The sequence below is a fragment of the Nostoc sp. PCC 7524 genome (genome assembly GCF_000316645.1).
Lineage (GTDB): Bacteria > Cyanobacteriota > Cyanobacteriia > Cyanobacteriales > Nostocaceae > Trichormus.
In genome coordinates, this window is record NC_019684.1 from 1,906,813 (window position 1) to 1,925,458 (window position 18,646).

Here is an 18,646-nt window from a genome sequence, read left to right on the forward strand (position 1 = left end):
CCCAACCTACCTTCTATCTTCAATTTTGAATTGTTTAACTTCCTCCCCCAAAGACTTCAACGTTAGCAAATACACAAACTGGTGAACCATGTCCCACCCAAATGGCTTGGTTGGGTTCGCCTTTACCACAGTAAGGTGTGCCGTACATTTCCCAATTGGTATCATTACCCACTTGAATGAGGCTGTGCCAAAACTCTGGGGTTGTGGCTCTATAGTTAGGATTACGGAGGGTTTTGGTAAGTTTACCATTTTCAATCAATTTGGCATACTCACACCCAAACTGAAATTTATAACGGCGATCATCTATTGACCAAGAACGGTTAGATTCCATGTAAACGCCGTGTTCTATGTTGCTAATCATCTCGTCAAAACTGGCTTTTCCTGGCTCTAAATTTAAGTTAGCCATGCGATCAATTGGGGCGCGATTCCAAGAAGATGCACGCGCACAGGCGACTCCAGGAACTCCGGCTCTGGCTTGGCTTTCTAAACTGCCCAAACCCCGTTGTAATACGCCTTCTTTGATCACATACTCCCGTGTGGCGATCGCTCCTGTATCATCAAAACCGTAGCTAGCATATTCACCATCAACGGTGGGGTCAAAGGTAATATTCATCAAGGGCGAACCGTAGACTAATTTACCAAAATCACTGGTGTTGACAAAGCTACCGCCGGCGTAGTTGCGCTCATCTCCTAAAATGCGGTCAATTTCTAAGGGATGTCCGACACTTTCATGAATTTGTAACATCATTTGGTCGGGGGCTAAAACTAAATTGGTGCGGGTGGAGGGACACTCTGCGGCGGTTAACAGTTCTATCGCCTGTTCCCCAATTTGCTGTACCTGTCGCCATAAATTCTCTCTGTGTAAGAGTTCCATCCCGCCTTGATAACAGTGTGCTTGCCAACCGTTATTGGTGCGTTGTTGGACTACTGCCCCATCTTGAGCGATCGCGCCATAATGAGTTCCTAAAGATAAAAACTTTTGATATACCTCAGAACCATTACTGCTAACAAACCAACTCTCTTTTTGATTTGTGCTGACGTTGGCTGTAGTTTGCACAATTCTTTCGTCTACTTTGAGGGTGTGACAAATCCGCACCAGCAAATCATTAATTTCCCCTGGACACAGAGCATCCAATGGTTGTAAAAATGGCGAGTTATACTCACCTATGACTTTAGGGCGTTCAGTTTCCCGGAAGGGATGAATCCACCATTCACTAGCTGCAAGTGCTTGTTTATACGCCATTTGAGCCGCCGCTTGCAAAGATGGCAGTTCTAAAGAATTAGTCGCAGCATAACCCAGACAGCCGTTAACTAAAACTTCTAGCATTGCTCCCATTGTCGTGGATTTGCCGTTAGATTGAGGCAAACCATCACGGACATAATGATTAGCAGCAGTTTCCTTAACGACTCGAATACCGATCCAATCAGCAGGTATTTTAAAACTAGCGATCGCTTTTGTAAGTTCTGACCACATAATGACTTGGGGGAGTGGGGAGTAGGGAGTGCTGAGTAATGAGTAATGAGTAATGAGTGCTAATGCAAAAATAAATTCTACCTATTTTCCATTCCCCATTCCCCATTCCCCATTCCCTAATTTCTATGCCAACGTGTGCCTTGAGGGCTATCAATTAAAGTTATACCTTGAGCTTGCAGTTCGTTGCGGATGCGATCGCTTTCGGCAAAGTTTTTGGCTTTTCTCGCATCCTGTCTTTGCTGAATTAGAGCCTCAATTTCGGCATCGCTCAAACCTGCTTTTGTCAGGGTTTCATTATCTAGGGTGGCTTCTAAACCCAAAACTTTAGCCAAGGTAACTAATGTATACCACTGGCGGTGGAGTTCATCGGCTGGGGTTTTGGTTGTGCCTTCATGAACAAGAATATTGCCTTCGCGGCGGAGTTCTTTGGCTAATTCAAATAAAACCGCCAAACCACCGGAGAAGTTAAAATCATCATCGCCTAATTCTTGAAACCGGGTAGCCAGTTCGGGCAGCATGGTAGATTCTTCACTCCATCCCAGTTTGTCGCCGTATTGATAGCCAAAGAGCAACCCTTCTTTGAGGGTTTTCCAGCTATTTTCCGCAGTGGCGATCGCTTCTTCTGTAAAATCTAAAGGCTTGCGGTAATGTGCTTGTAAGACAAACAATCTCACTGCCATCGAGTTGACTGGCTCACCATGCCAATTTCCTGAGCCATCTAATAATTCCCGAATGGTAATGAAATTACCCAGTGATTTAGACATCTTCTGACCATTCACCATCACCATCCCGTTATGAGTCCAATAACGCGCCAATGGTTTATTCATGGCTGCTTCTGACTGAGCAATTTCATTTTCATGGTGTGGGAAAACCAAATCTCCACCACCGCCATGAATATCAATTGTCTCACCTAATCTAGAGCGAATCATCGCCGAGCATTCTATATGCCATCCCGGACGACCTTCACCCCAAGGCGAACTCCAAGCTGGTTCTCCGGGTTTTGCTCCCTTCCACAAAGCAAAATCAAAGGGGTGTTGCTTTTTAACCTCTGATTCCTCTGCCTCTAACCGACCGCTAGCACCAGCTTGCATTTGCTCCAGTTCTCTACCTGAGAGTTTGCCATAATCAGGAAATTTTTCTACGCGGTAATAAACATCACCGCCCACAGCGTAAGCTAGACCTTTGTTTTCTAAAATCTGAATCAGCTCATGAATTTCGGGAATATGCTCAGTCACACGAGGATATTCATCTGCATCCATGACATTTAAACGACGGATATCTTCAAAATAAGCATCAATAAAGCGGTTAGAAACCGCTTCCATTGTTGAACCTTGTTCTTTAGCACGGTTAAGAATTTTATCATCAATATCCGTAAAATTCTGGATATAGGTGACTTCAAAACCGCGCCAAATCAAATAGCGGCGAATCGTATCCCAAACAATGTAAGAACGTGCATGACCCAAATGGCAATAGTCATAAACTGTCACACCGCAGCAATACATCTTAACTTTGCCTGGTTCTACGGTTGCAAACGGTTCTTGACGACGTGTGAGGGTATTGTAAATAGTTAGGGTCATAACACAGTAACTTTGAAATAGAGATACGCGATAATAGGGGAAAGCAGCAGGAATAATTATCCAGCATCCCTATGCTAGTACATCCCGGCAGAAATACGACTACCATTTAAAACGGTAAAAAAGCCTCAAATTCGACTCTTGAGACTTTTGACTTCTCCAGCATCTTTTTAACTTCTTCCAGATTTTCTAATTTTTTGCTTACAGTATTATGCAATCAGCAGTTACGCCTAATTCTCAACCAATGGATGCTCCCAAACAGGGAATGCCAGTCACAATTATTACTGGATTTCTCGGTAGTGGTAAAACAACCTTACTTAACCATATCCTCAGCAATCAACAGGGTTTAAAAACTGCTGTTTTAGTCAATGAATTTGGAGAAATTGGCATCGATAACGAGTTAATTGTTTCCACTGATGAGAATATGGTGGAACTGAGTAATGGTTGTATTTGCTGCACTATTAATAATGATTTAGTCGATGCCGTATATAAAGTTTTAGAACGGGATGATAAGCTAGATTACTTAGTTGTAGAAACTACTGGACTAGCAGACCCTCTACCCGTAGCCCTAACATTTTTAGGCACAGAATTGCGGGATTTAACTCGGTTGGATTCGATTATTACTGTAGTAGATGCAGCCAATTACAGCTTAGATTTATTCAACTCCCAAGCCGCTTACAGTCAAATTGCCTACGGTGATGTGATTATTTTGAATAAGGCAGATTTGGTTGATGAAGCTAAATTAGAGGAATTGGAAAGAAAAATTAACGAAGTCAAGGAAGGAGCCAGGATTTTAAGGACGACGCGATCGCAAGTTCCTTTACCTTTAATTCTGAGTGTGGGACTGTTTGAATCGGACAAATATTTTGACACAGTGGATGAGCATGATCACGAACATCATGACCATGACCACGACCATTCAGCTTGTGAACACGACCATCACGACCATGATCATGCAAACTGCGGTCATGACCATCACGAACATGATCACCACCATCACTCTAACCACCTAGAAAATGATGGTTTCACCTCCATATCTTTCCAGAGTGATCAGCCTTTCTCAATTCGGAAATTTCAATATTTTCTAGATAATCAGCTACCCACAACCATCTTCCGCGCCAAGGGTATCATGTGGTTTGATGAAAGTCCCAAACGTCATATTTTCCACCTATGCGGTAAGCGTTTCACCCTAGATGATGATGAGTGGAAAGGCGAACCCAAAAATCAAATAGTGCTGATTGGTCAAAATTTAGACCGCGAAACTTTACTCAGTCAATTAGAAAACTGTCTTTGTCTTCCTTCCACCAGCCGAGGTAAAGGTTTTGGGAAATAGTTATTAGTTAGGGACTTCCTGTAGGGTACGTCAGCATGAATAATTTCTTGTTGTAGTTAGGTTCTCTGACACTGACGCACCCTACTAAGTTAAAAGAAAGATGAAATCATCTCTCCCTACTTCTTCCCAATCCCCAATCCCCAATCCCCACCAAATGATGAGAGAATATTAGATTAGCAATTACAAAACTTAAAATTTATCATGGCAAAAATTCAGTTTTCCAGGGGACTTGACGAAGAAGTAATTCCAGAGGTACGTTTAACGCGATCGCGCACTGGTGACAGTGGTACAGCAACGTTTATTTTTACAAATCCTAAAATTTTAAGCCAAGGCAGCACTGAAGAAATTACCGGGATGTATTTGATTGACGAGGAAGGAGAATTAATCACCCGCGAAGTGAAGGGTAGATTCGTCAACGGTAAGCCGGAAGCTTTAGAAGCTGTTTATTTAATGAAATCCAGCGAAGAGTGGGATCGCTTTATGCGTTTTATGGAACGGTATGCTGAAGAAAATGATTTGGGATTTAGTAAAGCATAAGTAGTCATTAGTCATTAGTCATTAGTCAATAGTCAATTCATCAGCCCAGATTACAATTCTTTTGACTGTTGACTGTTGACTGTCCCCTGTTCCCCGTTTCCTGTTCCCTTCTACATGACATCACAACCCCATCCAGATGCACCGGGAATGATGGTAACTTGTGCGGTTGTTACCGTCAGCGATACACGTACCCCAGAAACAGATAAAAGTGGTCAAATTATCCAGGCGTTACTAGCTAATGCTCATCATGTTGTGGGAGCATACGCGATTATTAAGGATGAACCAAACCAAATTCAACAGCGATTAGCATCACTTAGTCAAAAAGTCAATATAGATGCTGTGATTTTTAATGGTGGTACAGGGATTGCGCCCAGAGATACTACCTATGATGCCATTGAAAAATTGCTGGAAAAAACCTTGCCGGGATTTGGTGAGTTGTTTAGATTTTTAAGTTATCAAGAAATCGGTTCTCGTGCGATCGCCTCTCGTGCTGTGGCTGGTGTTTATCAAAATAAACTTATCTTTTCTCTGCCTGGTTCTAGCAATGCTGTGCGGTTGGGCATGGAAAAATTAATCTTACCAGAACTGACTCACTTGGTTAGTCAACTACGAAAATCAAGCTAGATATTAGTATCACCAATCACACAACGCTGTCAGGAAAATTTCCTACCCCGCCTAAACCCCCGACTCCCTATCTTCTTCAACGATTTCAGCCCTCTGTGTAAGTGGTTTCACTACTTTAGCGATCGCTTCCTGGACAAATGCTTGAATAAATTCATCCCGGCGATTAATTTGGAACTGTCGCTGTACAACTTCTGTCATCCCACCATCGCCCCAATCTTGATCATGGCGGAAATATTCAATAAAACTTTTACCCGCAATCCGGGTTAAATATGCGGCTGTCACCCCTTGAATTGCCCTACCAATCACAAACGTTGCTACATTTAATTGCAAAGCCGTAGACAGTAATTGAATTGCACCTTTGACAATACCTAAACTGGCGATCGTCTTAGCTAAAGACAGGGCTAACTCTCGTCCCCGTTCCATGTTCAATTCACAACCATAGACTCTGCCAATTTCTACCACCATTTGGGCATTGACGGCGGCTGTTGCTAGTAAGTCTACTACGGGTAAAGGCGTAACTGATACCACACCCGCGCCAATCCACTGAAATCGCTCAACGATTTTATCAGCTTGGCGGCGGCGTTGAGCATCGATGAGTTTACGGGCTTCTTCTCCCAGACGCAGAGATTGCAAGAGAATATTATCTGCCACTAAATCCTCACCCTCAGCCCGTAAAATTGCCGCCATTCGCCGCAGTAAGGGGACAATTTCTGGTTCTGGTTGGAAGGTTTCCCCTGTTTCTAATTGTGCAGATTGGGGATTGGCAGCGATCGCTACGACATCATTTGTGGCAATAAATCCCCGCACCCGTTGGCGTAACCTTGCCAAAATCGCCTCTTTATCTGTATCTGTATATAAGTCAGTTTTGTTGAGAACTAGCAGCGATCGCTTACCAATTTCCGCTAAACCCTTTAAAGGCTCATATTCTGAGCGTCGTAAATCATTATCCACCACGAACAATAGTAAATCTGCCTCTGTTGCCAATGCCCTAGCTAATTGTTCCCGTTCTGTTCCTGCCACCCCAGCCTCTAAAATCCCTGGTGTATCGGTAATTAAAATTTTGCGTTCTAATCCTTTCAATCGCAAACAGTAGGTTTCACCTGCTGTAGTTGTCCCCATCGGTGCGTCTACTCTCCCCACCATGCGCCCCATAATGGCATTGACTAAGGAAGTTTTGCCCGCACTGCCTGTACCAAACACCACAACTTGAATTTCACCCTTGGCTAAGTTGGCTTCAATCTCCTTAGTACGACTGAGTAAAGCCTGACGTGTAACTTCATCTTGAATTTGCGCTACTTGTTGCCGCACTGCTTGCAGGGTGGAAGAAGCCGCATCAGATTTAGCAGCCGGAATCTGTGCTGGTGTTACGCGTCTGTGATTGCGACGGGAACGTTGTTCACCAGATTGTAATACCAGCACGTAATAGACAAAAGCAGCTACTAAAGCCCCAATGAGAACAATCAGCAGCAACAGCAGCAAATTACCCAGCAGTGGGGAATAAGATAGTTGCCAATAAAGGCGAGACAGGGAATCAATCAGCCACAGGGCGAGTCCCAGAATGACGATTAATCCAATGATTAAGGTGACTAGGCGCGACAGAGGCATGGGTGGCATTGGTAAATATTAAATACCCAGATGCTTCTAATCTTAATAGTTTCAGTTTGCGATCGCTCTGCCAGTTTTTCATCCTTAAGTTCCTGGTTTTACAGATGTGATTTTTGCACAATAGGGACTGGGGATTGGGTACTAGGGACTGGGTACTGGGGAAAAATTTTCCCTGATCTTTCCTGTCCCCTGGCTCTTCCTGCCTTCACATACAACATAAGGAGAACTCAACAATATGGGACTGTTTGATCAAATTCTCGGTGCTGTCAATAACCCGAATCTACAAGGTAATATGGGTCAAATAGAAACTATCATCAAGACTGTGCAGGATTTGAGTAATACCACAGGTACAGATCCAGCAACTATACAATCTGTCGTAGGGGTTGTAGGTAACTATGTACGTGCTGCTTTACAACAAAAGCGAGCCACAGAAGGCAATGAATCAGCACAGGCTGTGGTGAATCAATATGCTGGTACTTCTTTCGATCCCCAAGCCGTCAACTCAATATTTTCTCCTGATACACAACAACAAGTTGCAGGGGTAACAGCCCAGCGCACCGGGTTAGATGCTAGCACTATTCAACAGTTGCTACCTGTTGTTGTGCCTTTAGTGCTGAATTTCTTGCAATCTGGGGCTAATAAGCAGAATTCTCAAACTGCTGGCAATCCCATCTTGAATAACTTCCTGGATGCAGACAGAGATGGTGATGTCGATATTGCTGACGCTATCCAACTAGCTAGTCGGTACGTTCGCAGATAAATAAATATCAAATGTTTTTCGTTTTGCTTTAGCAATTTAATTGCAGATTGGCGATTCTCTTGTCAAGATCAGGGAAAGAGGGAGAAATAATTTTCAGGTAGAGACGTTGCATTGCAACGTCTCTACAAATCACTTCCTCTTTCAAGCTGTCAATATCAGGGTGCATTATCGCAGAGCGCACACACCATGATCTCAAACTGCTACCTCAATTTGACGGCGTAAATTGAGAGCGCGATCGCTTACTTTCCCTATATCGAGATAGGTAAAATTGTGGAGCATTGGGGGCAAGGTGATATCTTTGCCATGATGCAGGAGTTGGGTGTAGTTCCATCACCTAATATTGAACATAATAGAGAAAAATTAATTGTACTTGAGCCAGGAAAATTAATCATGAGCCTCGTTTTACAGTGTGAGACACCACCTCTTCGCGAAGATGAAACAGGAGCAATTCGAGTTGGTAATTCCAGAGTTCTGCTAGAAACTGTGATTCGAGCGTTTCAAGATGGTGCATCCCCTGAGTCTATTGTTCATCGGTACTCAACCTTATCCTTATCAGATGTATACAATACAATCGGTTACTATCTCCGACATCACGATGCTGTAGAAGAGTATTTAACACAGAGAGAGCAGTTGGCTGAATCTGTACAACAACGTTTGTCAAGCACTCAACCTGATTTGAGCCTCATTCGTTCTCGTTTATTGTCTCAACAGAATCCATAGCCACAATTATGTTGAGCTTGTTAAGCGATGAAAACTTTAATGGCGACATAGTTAGGGGGCTGTTTTTGCGTCAACCTCATCTTGATTTGCTTCGGGTTCAGGATGTAGGTTTGAGACAAGTAGACGATCCAGCAATTTTAGCTTGGGCGGCCAGCAATGAGCGTATCCTTCTCACCCATGATCGTGCAACTATGCCCGAATTTGCTTATGAACGTTTGGTGAGGGGAGAACTGATGGCAGGGTTATTTGTTGTTAATGATAGAATGCCTACTCGACAGGCGATTGATGAGTTGTTACTACTCGTAGATTACACTGAGCAAGCAGAGTGGAAAGGATCTGTATTATACCTACCGTTATAAATTAGTTAATAAAAGCAGTGCTAGTGTGAGTATGATATCTGTGGTCATGCGACATGGGCATTAGGAGATGGCGTTTGTTGTAATTGATGTCCATAATTCATTTATCTTCCATAGATGGAGCGTCATAAATAACACGTCGCGACACCGGAAAACCCTAATTATAGTTTGTGTCCGGTGAGCGCGAACGTTAACAGCGATCGCCGCATTAACCAAAAATACAACCGCTACGTGGGGGAAGTGTTAACGCCAGCTGCTGTGTTTCTCCTTCACCTTGCCATTTAAATTCTGCATTGCCGTATAACATCTGGTTGGGTTGAGTCTTTAAACTAGCGACATCTAAGTTAACCTGCGCTGATGCTGTACCCGCATTAACGGCAATAATTAATTCCTCATTTCCGAAAGTGCGGGCAAAAATGTACAATTCTCCCCGCGCCCAAAGAATTTTGTAGTCGCCTATCCGTAATGCTGGGTAAGTATGGCGCAAAGCAATTAACTGGCGATGAGTCTGGTAAATTTCTCTATTCCAGTTAGCTTCTAAAGGAAAACCACGCCGAGAATCGGGATCTATTGCACCGGGTAAACCAACTTCATCTCCATAGTAAATACTAGGCGCACCAGGAAAGGTTAGCATTAATAGAGTTGCTAATTCTACACTGGCTTGATCACCCCCAGCAATGGTAATTAACCGCGCTGTATCATGACTTGCCAGTAAGTTAAGCTGGGTAAGTTGAATTTCCCAAGGGTATAGTTGCAATAATTCCTCAATTTTCTGGCCGTACTCAGCTGCGAATAGGGGCGGGTATGGTTGATAATCACGACTTTGGACTTGTTCTAAGACTACGCGATCGCCTGCTGTAAAGGCAATTGTCGGCCCCGCAAATAAATAATTCATCACGCCATCAAATTGTGTACCATCTAGCCACTCACGGGAATCTCCCCAGACTTCCCCCACAATGTAAGCATCAGGATTGATGGCTTTGACTCGTTCTCGAAACTCTTGCCAAAAACCAGGTGTCTTAATTTCAAAGGGTACATCTAAGCGCCAGCCGTCAATACCGAATTTCATCCAATACTCGGCAATTTCCATGATGTATTCCCGTACTTCTGGATTGTCATGATTAAATACGGGTAAAGCACGATTACCAGCCCAACCTACATAGTTAGCGGGTAATTCACCAGTGTAGGGTGCAAGGGGCCAGCCTTCAATTTTGAACCAATTCACCCAAGGGGAATGGGGGCCATTTTCTAAAATGTCGTGAAAAAAGAAAAATCCCCGACTGGCATGATTAAATACTCCATCGAGAACAACTTTAATATTTCTTTCGTGGGCTGCGTCTAGTAATTCTTTAAAAGCTGGATTACCCCCTAACATGGGGTCTACTTGATAATAATCATGGGTGTGATAGCGGTGATTACTAGCAGATTGAAATATGGGTGTGAAATAAATAGCATTAATGCCTAAGTCTTTGATGTAGTCTAATTGCTCCATAATGCCCCATAAATCACCGCCTTTGTAACCTTGGAGTGTGGGCATTGCTTCCCAATCTTCCCAACGGGCTTCACGCAGTAGGCGTTTGCGGGGCTGTTTACTTCTGGCGAAACGGTCTGGAAAAATCTGGTAGAAAACAGCGTGCTTAACCCAGTCTGGTGTTTGAATTTGCATGAATTCCCCTTGTGTTTCTTCAGGAGTGATTTTTGCAAATACTTGCCTATTTGCGATTCTCACTGGTGATAGAGAGTTGGCATTTGGTTATCAGTCTTAAGTTGTTAGTTTAGAGGTTTTTGTTGGGATTGACGTTTTGAAGGCACATATTGTAAGAAATTTTCACGCAGAGGCAAACCAGTGCGGTGGGCGGCTCCGCCGACTTGTAGCAACTGGCGTGCAGAGAAGAGAGTTAAGAGAGTTTTAAAGAATATTTAAGTATTTAATATAGGATTCCTATTTGATTTTTGTTGGCGTAGCCTGCGCTGGCGCATACAAATCTCAGTACACATTTATTCTTTCTTCCCTGTTACCTGTCACCTGTTCCCTATCACCTATCTCTACGAGTGATTCAGAAATAAAAGCGAATTACTATATGTAAATAATTATGATTATTTTCCAGTCTTTTATTCACTTTAATGTTGATTGTAAAAGCTGTGATTAAATATAATTTCACCTCGAAATCAAACCAAAATAATTACCTAAGCTGAGTAGGAAATCAAGCAGGTTTGCTGGGTAAAGTGAATTGGAATTGAGGTTAATATGAGATACGATAAACTTTCTCCTGGGCTGTTGTTGGCGTTTCAGGATTTTGTCAGTGAGGGAGAGGCAGCGTTAATTACACATAGGCGATCGCTGGGGATAATTGCTCCTAAAAGTGTGATTAAACCTACTAAAAGTATGGTTTTTATTTATTGTGAGCATGATGCGGATTTCAGCCATCTTTCACAATATGGTATTGAAATAAATCAGAATTTTGGTAATATACGGACGGCTTTTTTACCTATAGAAAATTTGGAAGTTTTATCTGAAGAAGCAGCTATTCAACGCATTAAGCCATCACGCAAACTCAAACTGCGAATGAATTCTGCACCCCAAGCAGTACAACTATCAAATTTTCAAGAGAAAACTGGACTGACTGGTAAAGGTGTAATCATCGGCATTATTGATACAGGGATTGATGTTAAACATCCTGCCTTCACTGGGCGGATTTTACGGGTTTGGGATCAAACAATACCAGGGCCAGGTGTGCATGAGGGGCGCTATGGGGCAGAATTTGCAGGAGAACAGCTTTGTATTTCTCAAGATACAGAAGGTCATGGTACTCATGTCGCCGGAATTGCTGCGGGTGCTGATGCTGTCTATGGTGGTGTGGCACCAGAAGCAAAATTAGTAATTATTAAGTCTGATTTGCAGGATACTCACATTGCTGATGCTATCCGCTACATTTTCCGGGTAGCTGGTGAGTTGGGACGACCAGCCGTAGTTAATCTCAGCGTGGGTGGACACGCCGATGCTCATGATGGGAGTGATTCCCTATCCCAAATTATCGATGCGGAATCTGGCGCAGGACGAATTGTTTGCTGTGCGGCAGGTAATGAAGGGAACGATAATATTCATGGTCAAGCTAATATCCCCGGTGGACGCAGTCGGGGTATGCGCTTTCATGTGCCTCTCAATCAAATTGGCATGGTCTGGTTAAATGCTTGGTATGCCAATAGCGGTCAATTAGAAGTCTCTGTACGCAGTCCCAACGGGTTCGTTACTCCTTACCAAAAAATCATGACTCAGGGTAATCCTGCCCAAAGTTATGATTTGCCAGACTCTCAAGTGGAAATTGTCACACCAGGACCTGACCTAGCCAATGGTGACTATAATTTTTTCGTGCAGATTCGTGGCAGAGGTAGATCCTTAGTACAAGGTGGGGTCTGGCAATTACGAGTCCGCAACACTGCCGCATCTGACACAATACTAGATGTCTGGACGCTAGACGATACATCATCTGTGTTTTTCACAGGTAAAAGCGTCAAGGATGCCGTGAAAATTGGCTCTCCTGGTTGTGCTAGCAGTGCGGTGACAGTGGCAGCTTACACTACTAAAGTCAAGTACGAAGATATCGATCGCCACATCCGCGAAATGGGTTTAGAATTAAACACTATTTCTGATTTTAGTAGTGAAGGTCCTCTGAGAAATCATGCTCAAAAGCCAGATATCGCCGCACCCGGCGCGATGATTGTTTCTACTCTGTCTAGTAATTACAATTGCGATCGCTCCATGATGATTAATTCTCAATTTGTGGTAATGTCTGGTACAAGTATGGCAGCACCATTTGTTACTGGTTTAATCGCATTGTTATTACAACGTGACCCCAACTTAGACCCAACTACAGTCAAAGCACTGCTTCGCGAAAATAGTTCCATCCCCGGCAAACTCCCAGGAACGTTTGACCCTAAATGGGGATTTGGATTAATTAATACAGACAGACTCTAAAAAAGCTACGATGAGATCATCATTGGCGCTTGCAGAATAGATTGAAGAAGGCAGAAGGCAGGAGGCAGAGGGCAGAAGGTTATTTTCAAAAGGGGATTCAAACCCCTCCTGAAAATAAGCCACCAAATTTTCAATTTGGTGGGGGTCTTAAACCCTTGCTCCCGACCGTCGCGCAGATGGTTCGGGCAATCAGGGAAGGGATAAATCCCTTCTGCCTTCTGCCCTCTGCCCTCTGCCTTTCTTTGATAAATATCTCCGAGAATTTTCCGTAAACTTACGTAACTTTCTGTATTGAGTAAATTATCTATAAATTAAAATTAGTCATGTCAAATCGTCGTTATCCCCCCGCCTACTTACGTTATCTCAAAGCCAGATTATTGAATTTAGGAAGACCTAGCTTTTGGGGAACAGCAATTTTTTTATCCGTATTGGGTCTAGTTATACAAGAATATTGGTCAAATCCAGATATATTCAATCAACAGCCCAACATAGCAACTTCCTCAGATTCTCTTGACTCTTCGTTGTCGGTAGAAGATCGAGCGATCGCCGCCGATATTGATAATTTACCTCTGTTGTTTGCTAATTCTGAGTTAATCAACTTGCCAGTAACCACAAGTAACTCTCAAGACAATAACCGCACAAACCCCTTAGCAAATGTCGCTAGCAAACAACAATCTGGTAGTAAGAAATCAAACTCTGTCTCCGATAACATTAATCCTGTAACTACACCTCAAAACAGAAACATCTTTGTATCACAAGCAGAGAATTTATTGCGGTTTGGCGCGACTGATAACAATCAGTTATTGGGGATAAAGTCATTGAATCCTTTGTCTGAACCAACAAATATTACAGCTACTTCCTCTGGACAGGGTACAGAATTAGTTAATCTGAGTAACAGCAATCAAAATAGTAACTCAATTAAACCCTTAGCTACAGGCTTTAATCAACCAAACGCCAGCCTGAATAATGCCACTTCAAATGCAACTAACTCTCTCAGAAATTCTACTGAAGTAGGAGTAATACAGTCTGCACCAGTCAATGTTGCACCCAACCAAACTTTTTCACCCAGCACAGGGATAAATTCCCCAACAATCTATACACCACAAAACACGCCCAATCTACCATCAAGTTCTTACAATAGCCTGAATAATGGTCAGACTTCTGCACCTAGCGTGGGGATAAATACCAGAACAGGTTACATTCCACAAAACACACCGAATTTACCCCCAACTTTTTACAATAGCTTGAATAATAGCCAGACTTTTGCACCTAGTACGGGAATAAATTCCAGAACAGGTTACATTCCACAAAATACACCTAATCTACCGCCAACTTTTTATCCTAACTTTAATAATGGTCAAAACTTGCCTAATCAAGTGCAAGTGACATCACCAGTGATTACACGAACATCGCCGATTATTGGCCCCTATACTATCCGTAATCCCCGTGCAGGCGTTGTGACAACAACCCCAGTAGTTCCTAATAACTATGGTAATTCCATCTGGCAGCAACCTAATCAATTTCCCCAATCTAACTTCCCCACTCGTCAACCCCAAGGACAGTAATGAGGGGGAGCAGGGGAAGCAGAGGAGCAGAGGAGCAGGGGAGCAGGGGAGGATGGGGAAGATGGGGAGGATGAGGGAGAATAACTATTGCCTATTGCAAGAGTGCCTATTGCCTATTAACTAATGACTACTTATCAGACAAGACCGTATCATCAGATACCAATTTTGGAGTGTGGTGAACTGCTAGTGGCGATTCCTTTAGACGTGTTTGCGGTGGAATCTCCCCATCCTTATGAAAAACTAGGTGCGCCCTATGGAGAATATTCGCCTTATTATCTCCGTCAGAGCGTAGTTGAGAAGTTAATTCAAGCTCAGAATTATCTGCAATTGTTGCGTCCTCATTGGCGCATTCAAATTTTTGATGCTTATCGTCCGGTAGCTGTCCAACAGTTTATGGTAGATTACAGTTTTGCTACAGCAGTCAGGGAACGGGGGCTGAGTGAGGCTAAGTTAACACCACAGCAAAGCCAAGAGATTTGGGCAGATGTTTTTGAAATTTGGGCTGTACCCAGTATGGATAAAAACACACCACCTCCCCACAGTACAGGTGCAGCAGTGGATATCACACTCGTAGATGATGGTGGACAAGTTGTGAATATGGGTTCACCGATAGATGATTTGTCAGAGCGATCGCATCCCAATTACTATACCAATAGTGAGTACCCAGAAGCACAGCAGTATCATGCCCATCGTCAGTTGTTGTATGATGTCATGTTAAAAGCTGGATTCCAACGTAACCCTAGAGAGTGGTGGCATTTTTGTTACGGTGATCAAATGTGGGCTTGGCTAAATCAGATACCTACAGCCTGTTACGGACGTTTGAGCTATTAGATAGAAAAGTGATATGCAGATGATCCAGCGATCGCAGTCTTCAGAGCAAATATATCGCCTGAATCAATAGCTTTGCCAAAATTTTTGTAGGCTCTTATTTTGGCAAAGCTATTGATCGCTAATATATTTATCGCGAGAACCTCCTAAAACTCTCTGCGCCTCTGCGTGACGGACACTTTGCACCCTGCGGGAACGCTGTCAGCGAACAAGTCGGGAGACCCGCCCACGCAAGTGTCCTCCTCTGCGTGAAATTATTCTCTTAAACCATCTCAGAAGAAGTTTGCACTGTCGGCTGAGGCTGGGGCTGGAACATGAACAACGAGTAAACCACATCCCGACGGATATTGACCATCATATCCAAGAACAACTCGTAACCCTCACTCTTATACTCAATAAGCGGGTCTTTCTGTCCATAACCACGCAAGCCCACCGACTCACGCAAAGCATCCATTTGTTGCAGGTGTTCCCGCCACAGAGTATCAATGCGCTGCAAAATAAAGAACCGTTCAGCTTGACGCATCAATCCGGGTTGAATTTGGTCAATTTGCGCTTCCTTGAGGTCGTAGGCAATTCTTACCTGTTCATGCAAGAAGGCTTTAATTTCGCCGACTCCCATATCCTCTAATTGACTCGCCTGCATATCAGACAGCAAATAGACAAACTCCTTGACTTTCTCTACTAGCTTTTCTAATTCCCACTCTTCTGAGGGCAAATCAGCGTTGATGTAGTAGTCAACGATGTCATCCATCGTTTTTTCGGCGTACTTAATCACCTGTTCCTTCAAGTCTTGGCCTTCCAACACCCGGCGGCGTTCGGCGTAGATGGCGCGACGTTGGTTATTCATTACCTCGTCGTACTCAAACACCTGTTTCCGGATGTCGTAGTAGTAGGTTTCAACTTTCTTTTGTGCGCCTTCCAAACTGCGGGTCAGCATTCCCGACTCAATGGGCATATCATCTTCCACGTTGAAGGCTTCCATTAAACCCGCAACGCGATCGCCTCCAAAAATCCGCAGTAAGTTATCCTCTAAACTGAGGAAGAATCTTGTGGAGCCAGGGTCGCCTTGTCTGCCGGCGCGTCCCCGCAACTGGTTATCAATCCGCCGTGACTCGTGGCGTTCTGTACCAATGACGTGCAGACCACCCCGTTCTACAACTTCATTATGCTCCCGTTCCGTAAAATCTTCGTATTCCTGCTTCACCCGTTTGTAAGCATCCCGCAATTTCTGAATTACGGGGTCTTCTGTGGGAGCTTTTTCGGCGGCTACAGCTACCTTATCCTCTGCTTCCAATTCTGGTAAACTCCGTTCACCATACTCCCGTACCGCAAAATCTACAGCTTCTTTTAATAACTGTTCTGCTTCTTTAGACAGTTGGGTGGGGAAAATTTCCGGGGAAGCCTTCCAAGTTTTGACTTTTTTACCAGGAACAAAGCCTTGACCGCCACCGTGTCCTGTGGGTAATCCCGCCGCCCTTTGTACGCCAAACACGTCTTCATCATCTGGTCTGACGATGCGAGGCATAAAGTATTCCCGCAATTTCAGCCGCGCCATATACTCGGAGTTACCACCGAGAATAATATCCGTACCACGTCCCGCCATATTAGTAGCAATGGTAACAGCACCCCTGCGCCCTGCCTGGGCGACAATTTCCGCTTCCCGCTCCACGTTTTCTGGTCGCGCGTTCAGCAATTCATGGGGGATGCCTTGGGCTTTGAGTAATTGACTGAGATATTCCGACTTTTCTACACTGGTAGTTCCCACGAGAACAGGTCTACCCAGTTCGTGCATTTCGGCACATTCCCGTGCGATCGCCTGCCATTTACCTGTCTCTTTTTTAAATACCAAGTCAGACAAGTCTTCCCGTTTTCTGATGCGGTTAGTAGGAATGACTGCAACTTCTAATTTGTAAATTTTTTCAAACTCGGCTTCTTCTGTCTTTGCCGTTCCTGTCATGCCGCCCAGTTTAGGATACAGCAAGAACAGGTTTTGATAAGTAATTGTGGCTAGAGTTTGGGTTTCTGGCTGAATTTCTACCCGTTCTTTAGCTTCAATAGCTTGGTGCAAGCCATCACTCCAACGCCGTCCGGGTAACACCCGTCCGGTAAATTCATCTACAATCACCACTTCCCCATTCCGAACGATGTAGTTCACATCTTTGAGGAAAAGTTCTTTAGCCTTAATCGCATTAAAAACAAAATGCGCCCAAGGATCTTCCGGGTTAAATAAATCTGTCACCCCTAAAAGTTCTTCTGCTTCCGCGAACCCTTCATCGGTTAACAGCACGTTACGAGCTTTTTCGTCTACCTCATAATGCTCATCTTGTCGCAGAGTCAGGGCAATTTCCGCAGCTTGGAGATACTTTTCTGTTGGTCTTTCAACCTGCCCAGAAATAATTAATGGTGTCCGCGCCTCGTCAATTAAAATTGAGTCTACTTCGTCAATTACACAATAGTTAAACGGACGCTGTACTACATCAGCCATTGATGTAGCCATGTTATCCCGCAGATAGTCAAAGCCGACTTCGCTGTTGGTAACGTAAGTGATATCGCAATCATAATTTTTCTTGCGTTCACTGGGAGTCATACTCGCCTGAATTAACCCCACACTCAAGCCCATGAAACGATGCACCTGTCCCATCCATTCCGCGTCCCGACGAGCCAGGTAATCGTTTACCGTGACTACGTGTACACCTTTACCAGTGAGGGCATTTAAATAACTCGGTAAGGTAGCCACTAAGGTTTTACCTTCACCAGTTTTCATTTCGGCGATTTGTCCAGTATGTAGAATCACACCGCCTAATAGCTGGACATCAAAATGCCGCAACCCCAAGACTCGTCTTCCTGCCTCTCTGACCACAGCAAAGGCTTCCGGCAGGATATCATCCAGGGTTTCGCCTTTGGCCAGCCTCTGTTTAAACTCTGCTGTTTTGCCTTTCAAATCATCATCAGAAAGAGCCTTAATCTCTTCCTCTAGAAGATTAACTTCTGTAATGTAGGGTTGGTATTTTTTCAGCTTACGAGCGTTGGGGTCGCCCAACAAGAGTTTTAGCATGGCAGATTTATGGAACTAAATTAAGGGATGGGAATTAGAGGGGTTTGGCTATTGATTATATGAATTTAACCCAACCCAGCCATCTTGGTTGGAGATGGGTATGAGAGGAAAATTAACTCAAAAACGGCAAAAACTGGAGCCAATCTAAATTTATTAAGCGATCGCTTTGATTTCGCAGTTTAAATATGAAACTTTTTTAATAGTATCATTTCACCCCCAGATGAGGCAGAGAACGCCGA

The 18,646-nt window shown here is 43.8% G+C and carries 15 protein-coding genes; 9 read left to right on the forward strand and 6 right to left on the reverse strand.

Annotated features, from left to right (window positions below; translation table 11 throughout):
* Positions 1-34: 34 nt before the first annotated feature.
* Together NOS7524_RS07510 and cysS are read right to left on the reverse strand one after the other, a co-directional pair.
* Entirely contained in the window at positions 35-1,474 is a 1,440-nt protein-coding gene (locus NOS7524_RS07510; protein WP_015137884.1) for a TldD/PmbA family protein, read from the reverse strand.
* Positions 1,475-1,590: 116 nt separating this feature from the next.
* Positions 1,591-3,051 carry a cysteine--tRNA ligase gene (cysS, locus tag NOS7524_RS07515; RefSeq protein WP_015137885.1) on the reverse strand — a complete coding sequence of 487 codons (1,461 nt, stop codon included), beginning with the start codon at positions 3,049-3,051 and terminating at the stop codon, positions 1,591-1,593.
* 208 nt (positions 3,052-3,259) lie between these two features.
* On the opposite strand from cysS, the gene NOS7524_RS07520 reads away from it, so the two are divergent.
* The 3 genes from NOS7524_RS07520 (at position 3,260) to NOS7524_RS07530 (ending at position 5,542) form a co-directional block, all read left to right on the forward strand.
* Positions 3,260-4,381 carry a CobW family GTP-binding protein gene (locus NOS7524_RS07520; protein WP_015137886.1) on the forward strand — a complete coding sequence of 374 codons (1,122 nt, stop codon included), beginning with the start codon at positions 3,260-3,262 and terminating at the stop codon, positions 4,379-4,381.
* Positions 4,382-4,582: 201 nt separating this feature from the next.
* On the forward strand, positions 4,583-4,918 hold the full coding sequence (gene psb28 / locus NOS7524_RS07525; RefSeq protein WP_015137887.1) for a photosystem II reaction center protein Psb28: 336 nt from the start codon (positions 4,583-4,585) through the stop codon (positions 4,916-4,918).
* A gap of 114 nt (positions 4,919-5,032) precedes the next feature.
* Positions 5,033-5,542: a MogA/MoaB family molybdenum cofactor biosynthesis protein gene (locus NOS7524_RS07530; RefSeq protein ID WP_015137888.1), complete on the forward strand. Its 510-nt coding sequence runs from the start codon at positions 5,033-5,035 to the stop codon at positions 5,540-5,542.
* Positions 5,543-5,593: 51 nt separating this feature from the next.
* Here the strand turns inward: NOS7524_RS07530 and NOS7524_RS07535 are convergent, their stop codons facing one another.
* Together NOS7524_RS07535 and NOS7524_RS29880 are read right to left on the reverse strand one after the other, a co-directional pair.
* A complete protein-coding gene (locus NOS7524_RS07535; protein WP_015137889.1) occupies positions 5,594-7,147 on the reverse strand; it encodes a YcjF family protein in 1,554 nt (517 codons plus the stop codon).
* The gene (locus NOS7524_RS29880; RefSeq protein WP_171815356.1) at positions 7,074-7,229 is read right to left on the reverse strand and encodes a hypothetical protein; all 156 of its coding nucleotides are present in this window, start codon (positions 7,227-7,229) and stop codon (positions 7,074-7,076) included. The genes NOS7524_RS07535 and NOS7524_RS29880 overlap by 74 nt, the downstream gene beginning before the upstream one ends.
* 153 nt (positions 7,230-7,382) lie before the next feature.
* On the opposite strand from NOS7524_RS29880, the gene NOS7524_RS07540 reads away from it, so the two are divergent.
* The 3 genes from NOS7524_RS07540 to NOS7524_RS07550 all read left to right on the forward strand — a co-directional run bounded on the left by NOS7524_RS07540 (position 7,383) and on the right by NOS7524_RS07550 (position 8,986).
* The gene (locus NOS7524_RS07540; RefSeq protein ID WP_015137890.1) at positions 7,383-7,907 is read left to right on the forward strand and encodes a DUF937 domain-containing protein; all 525 of its coding nucleotides are present in this window, start codon (positions 7,383-7,385) and stop codon (positions 7,905-7,907) included.
* Positions 7,908-8,177: 270 nt separating this feature from the next.
* Positions 8,178-8,627 (forward strand): DUF433 domain-containing protein, encoded by a 450-nt coding sequence (locus tag NOS7524_RS07545; protein WP_015137891.1) that lies wholly within the window; start codon positions 8,178-8,180, stop codon positions 8,625-8,627.
* 8 nt (positions 8,628-8,635) lie between these two features.
* Positions 8,636-8,986 carry a DUF5615 family PIN-like protein gene (locus tag NOS7524_RS07550; RefSeq protein ID WP_015137892.1) on the forward strand — a complete coding sequence of 117 codons (351 nt, stop codon included), beginning with the start codon at positions 8,636-8,638 and terminating at the stop codon, positions 8,984-8,986.
* A gap of 205 nt (positions 8,987-9,191) precedes the next feature.
* Here NOS7524_RS07550 and NOS7524_RS07555 read toward each other — a convergent pair whose 3' ends face one another.
* Positions 9,192-10,649: a glycoside hydrolase family 13 protein gene (locus NOS7524_RS07555; RefSeq protein ID WP_041555618.1), complete on the reverse strand. Its 1,458-nt coding sequence runs from the start codon at positions 10,647-10,649 to the stop codon at positions 9,192-9,194.
* 582 nt (positions 10,650-11,231) lie between these two features.
* Here NOS7524_RS07555 and NOS7524_RS07560 point away from each other — a divergent pair.
* The 3 genes from NOS7524_RS07560 (at position 11,232) to NOS7524_RS07575 (ending at position 15,355) form a co-directional block, all read left to right on the forward strand.
* Positions 11,232-12,959 (forward strand): S8 family peptidase, encoded by a 1,728-nt coding sequence (locus NOS7524_RS07560; protein ID WP_015137894.1) that lies wholly within the window; start codon positions 11,232-11,234, stop codon positions 12,957-12,959.
* Positions 12,960-13,282: 323 nt separating this feature from the next.
* Positions 13,283-14,524 carry a hypothetical protein gene (locus tag NOS7524_RS07570; RefSeq protein ID WP_015137895.1) on the forward strand — a complete coding sequence of 414 codons (1,242 nt, stop codon included), beginning with the start codon at positions 13,283-13,285 and terminating at the stop codon, positions 14,522-14,524.
* Positions 14,525-14,647: 123 nt separating this feature from the next.
* Complete coding sequence (locus NOS7524_RS07575; RefSeq protein WP_015137896.1) at positions 14,648-15,355, forward strand: M15 family metallopeptidase; 708 nt, start codon at positions 14,648-14,650, stop codon at positions 15,353-15,355.
* Between the two features lie 259 nt (positions 15,356-15,614).
* On the opposite strand, the gene secA is transcribed toward NOS7524_RS07575, so the two are convergent.
* Positions 15,615-18,407, reverse strand: coding sequence for a preprotein translocase subunit SecA (secA, locus tag NOS7524_RS07580; RefSeq protein ID WP_015137897.1), 2,793 nt, complete (start codon positions 18,405-18,407; stop codon positions 15,615-15,617).
* Positions 18,408-18,646: the final 239 nt, after the last annotated feature.

Excerpts from the sequence above, each read along its gene's own strand:
- NOS7524_RS07510 (WP_015137884.1), bottom strand. The coding sequence starts at position 1,474 with ATGTGGTCAGAACTTACAAAAGCGATCGCTAGTTTTAAAATACCTGCT.
- NOS7524_RS07530 (WP_015137888.1), top strand. The coding sequence starts at position 5,033 with ATGACATCACAACCCCATCCAGATGCACCGGGAATGATGGTAACTTGT.
- NOS7524_RS07555 (WP_041555618.1), bottom strand. The coding sequence starts at position 10,649 with ATGCAAATTCAAACACCAGACTGGGTTAAGCACGCTGTTTTCTACCAG.
- cysS (WP_015137885.1), bottom strand. The coding sequence starts at position 3,051 with ATGACCCTAACTATTTACAATACCCTCACACGTCGTCAAGAACCGTTT.
- NOS7524_RS07570 (WP_015137895.1), top strand. The coding sequence starts at position 13,283 with ATGTCAAATCGTCGTTATCCCCCCGCCTACTTACGTTATCTCAAAGCC.
- psb28 (WP_015137887.1), top strand. The coding sequence starts at position 4,583 with ATGGCAAAAATTCAGTTTTCCAGGGGACTTGACGAAGAAGTAATTCCA.
- NOS7524_RS07535 (WP_015137889.1), bottom strand. The coding sequence starts at position 7,147 with ATGCCTCTGTCGCGCCTAGTCACCTTAATCATTGGATTAATCGTCATT.
- NOS7524_RS07540 (WP_015137890.1), top strand. The coding sequence starts at position 7,383 with ATGGGACTGTTTGATCAAATTCTCGGTGCTGTCAATAACCCGAATCTA.
- NOS7524_RS07520 (WP_015137886.1), top strand. The coding sequence starts at position 3,260 with ATGCAATCAGCAGTTACGCCTAATTCTCAACCAATGGATGCTCCCAAA.
- NOS7524_RS29880 (WP_171815356.1), bottom strand. The coding sequence starts at position 7,229 with ATGAAAAACTGGCAGAGCGATCGCAAACTGAAACTATTAAGATTAGAA.
- NOS7524_RS07575 (WP_015137896.1), top strand. The coding sequence starts at position 14,648 with ATGACTACTTATCAGACAAGACCGTATCATCAGATACCAATTTTGGAG.
- NOS7524_RS07550 (WP_015137892.1), top strand. The coding sequence starts at position 8,636 with ATGTTGAGCTTGTTAAGCGATGAAAACTTTAATGGCGACATAGTTAGG.
- NOS7524_RS07560 (WP_015137894.1), top strand. The coding sequence starts at position 11,232 with ATGAGATACGATAAACTTTCTCCTGGGCTGTTGTTGGCGTTTCAGGAT.
- secA (WP_015137897.1), bottom strand. The coding sequence starts at position 18,407 with ATGCTAAAACTCTTGTTGGGCGACCCCAACGCTCGTAAGCTGAAAAAA.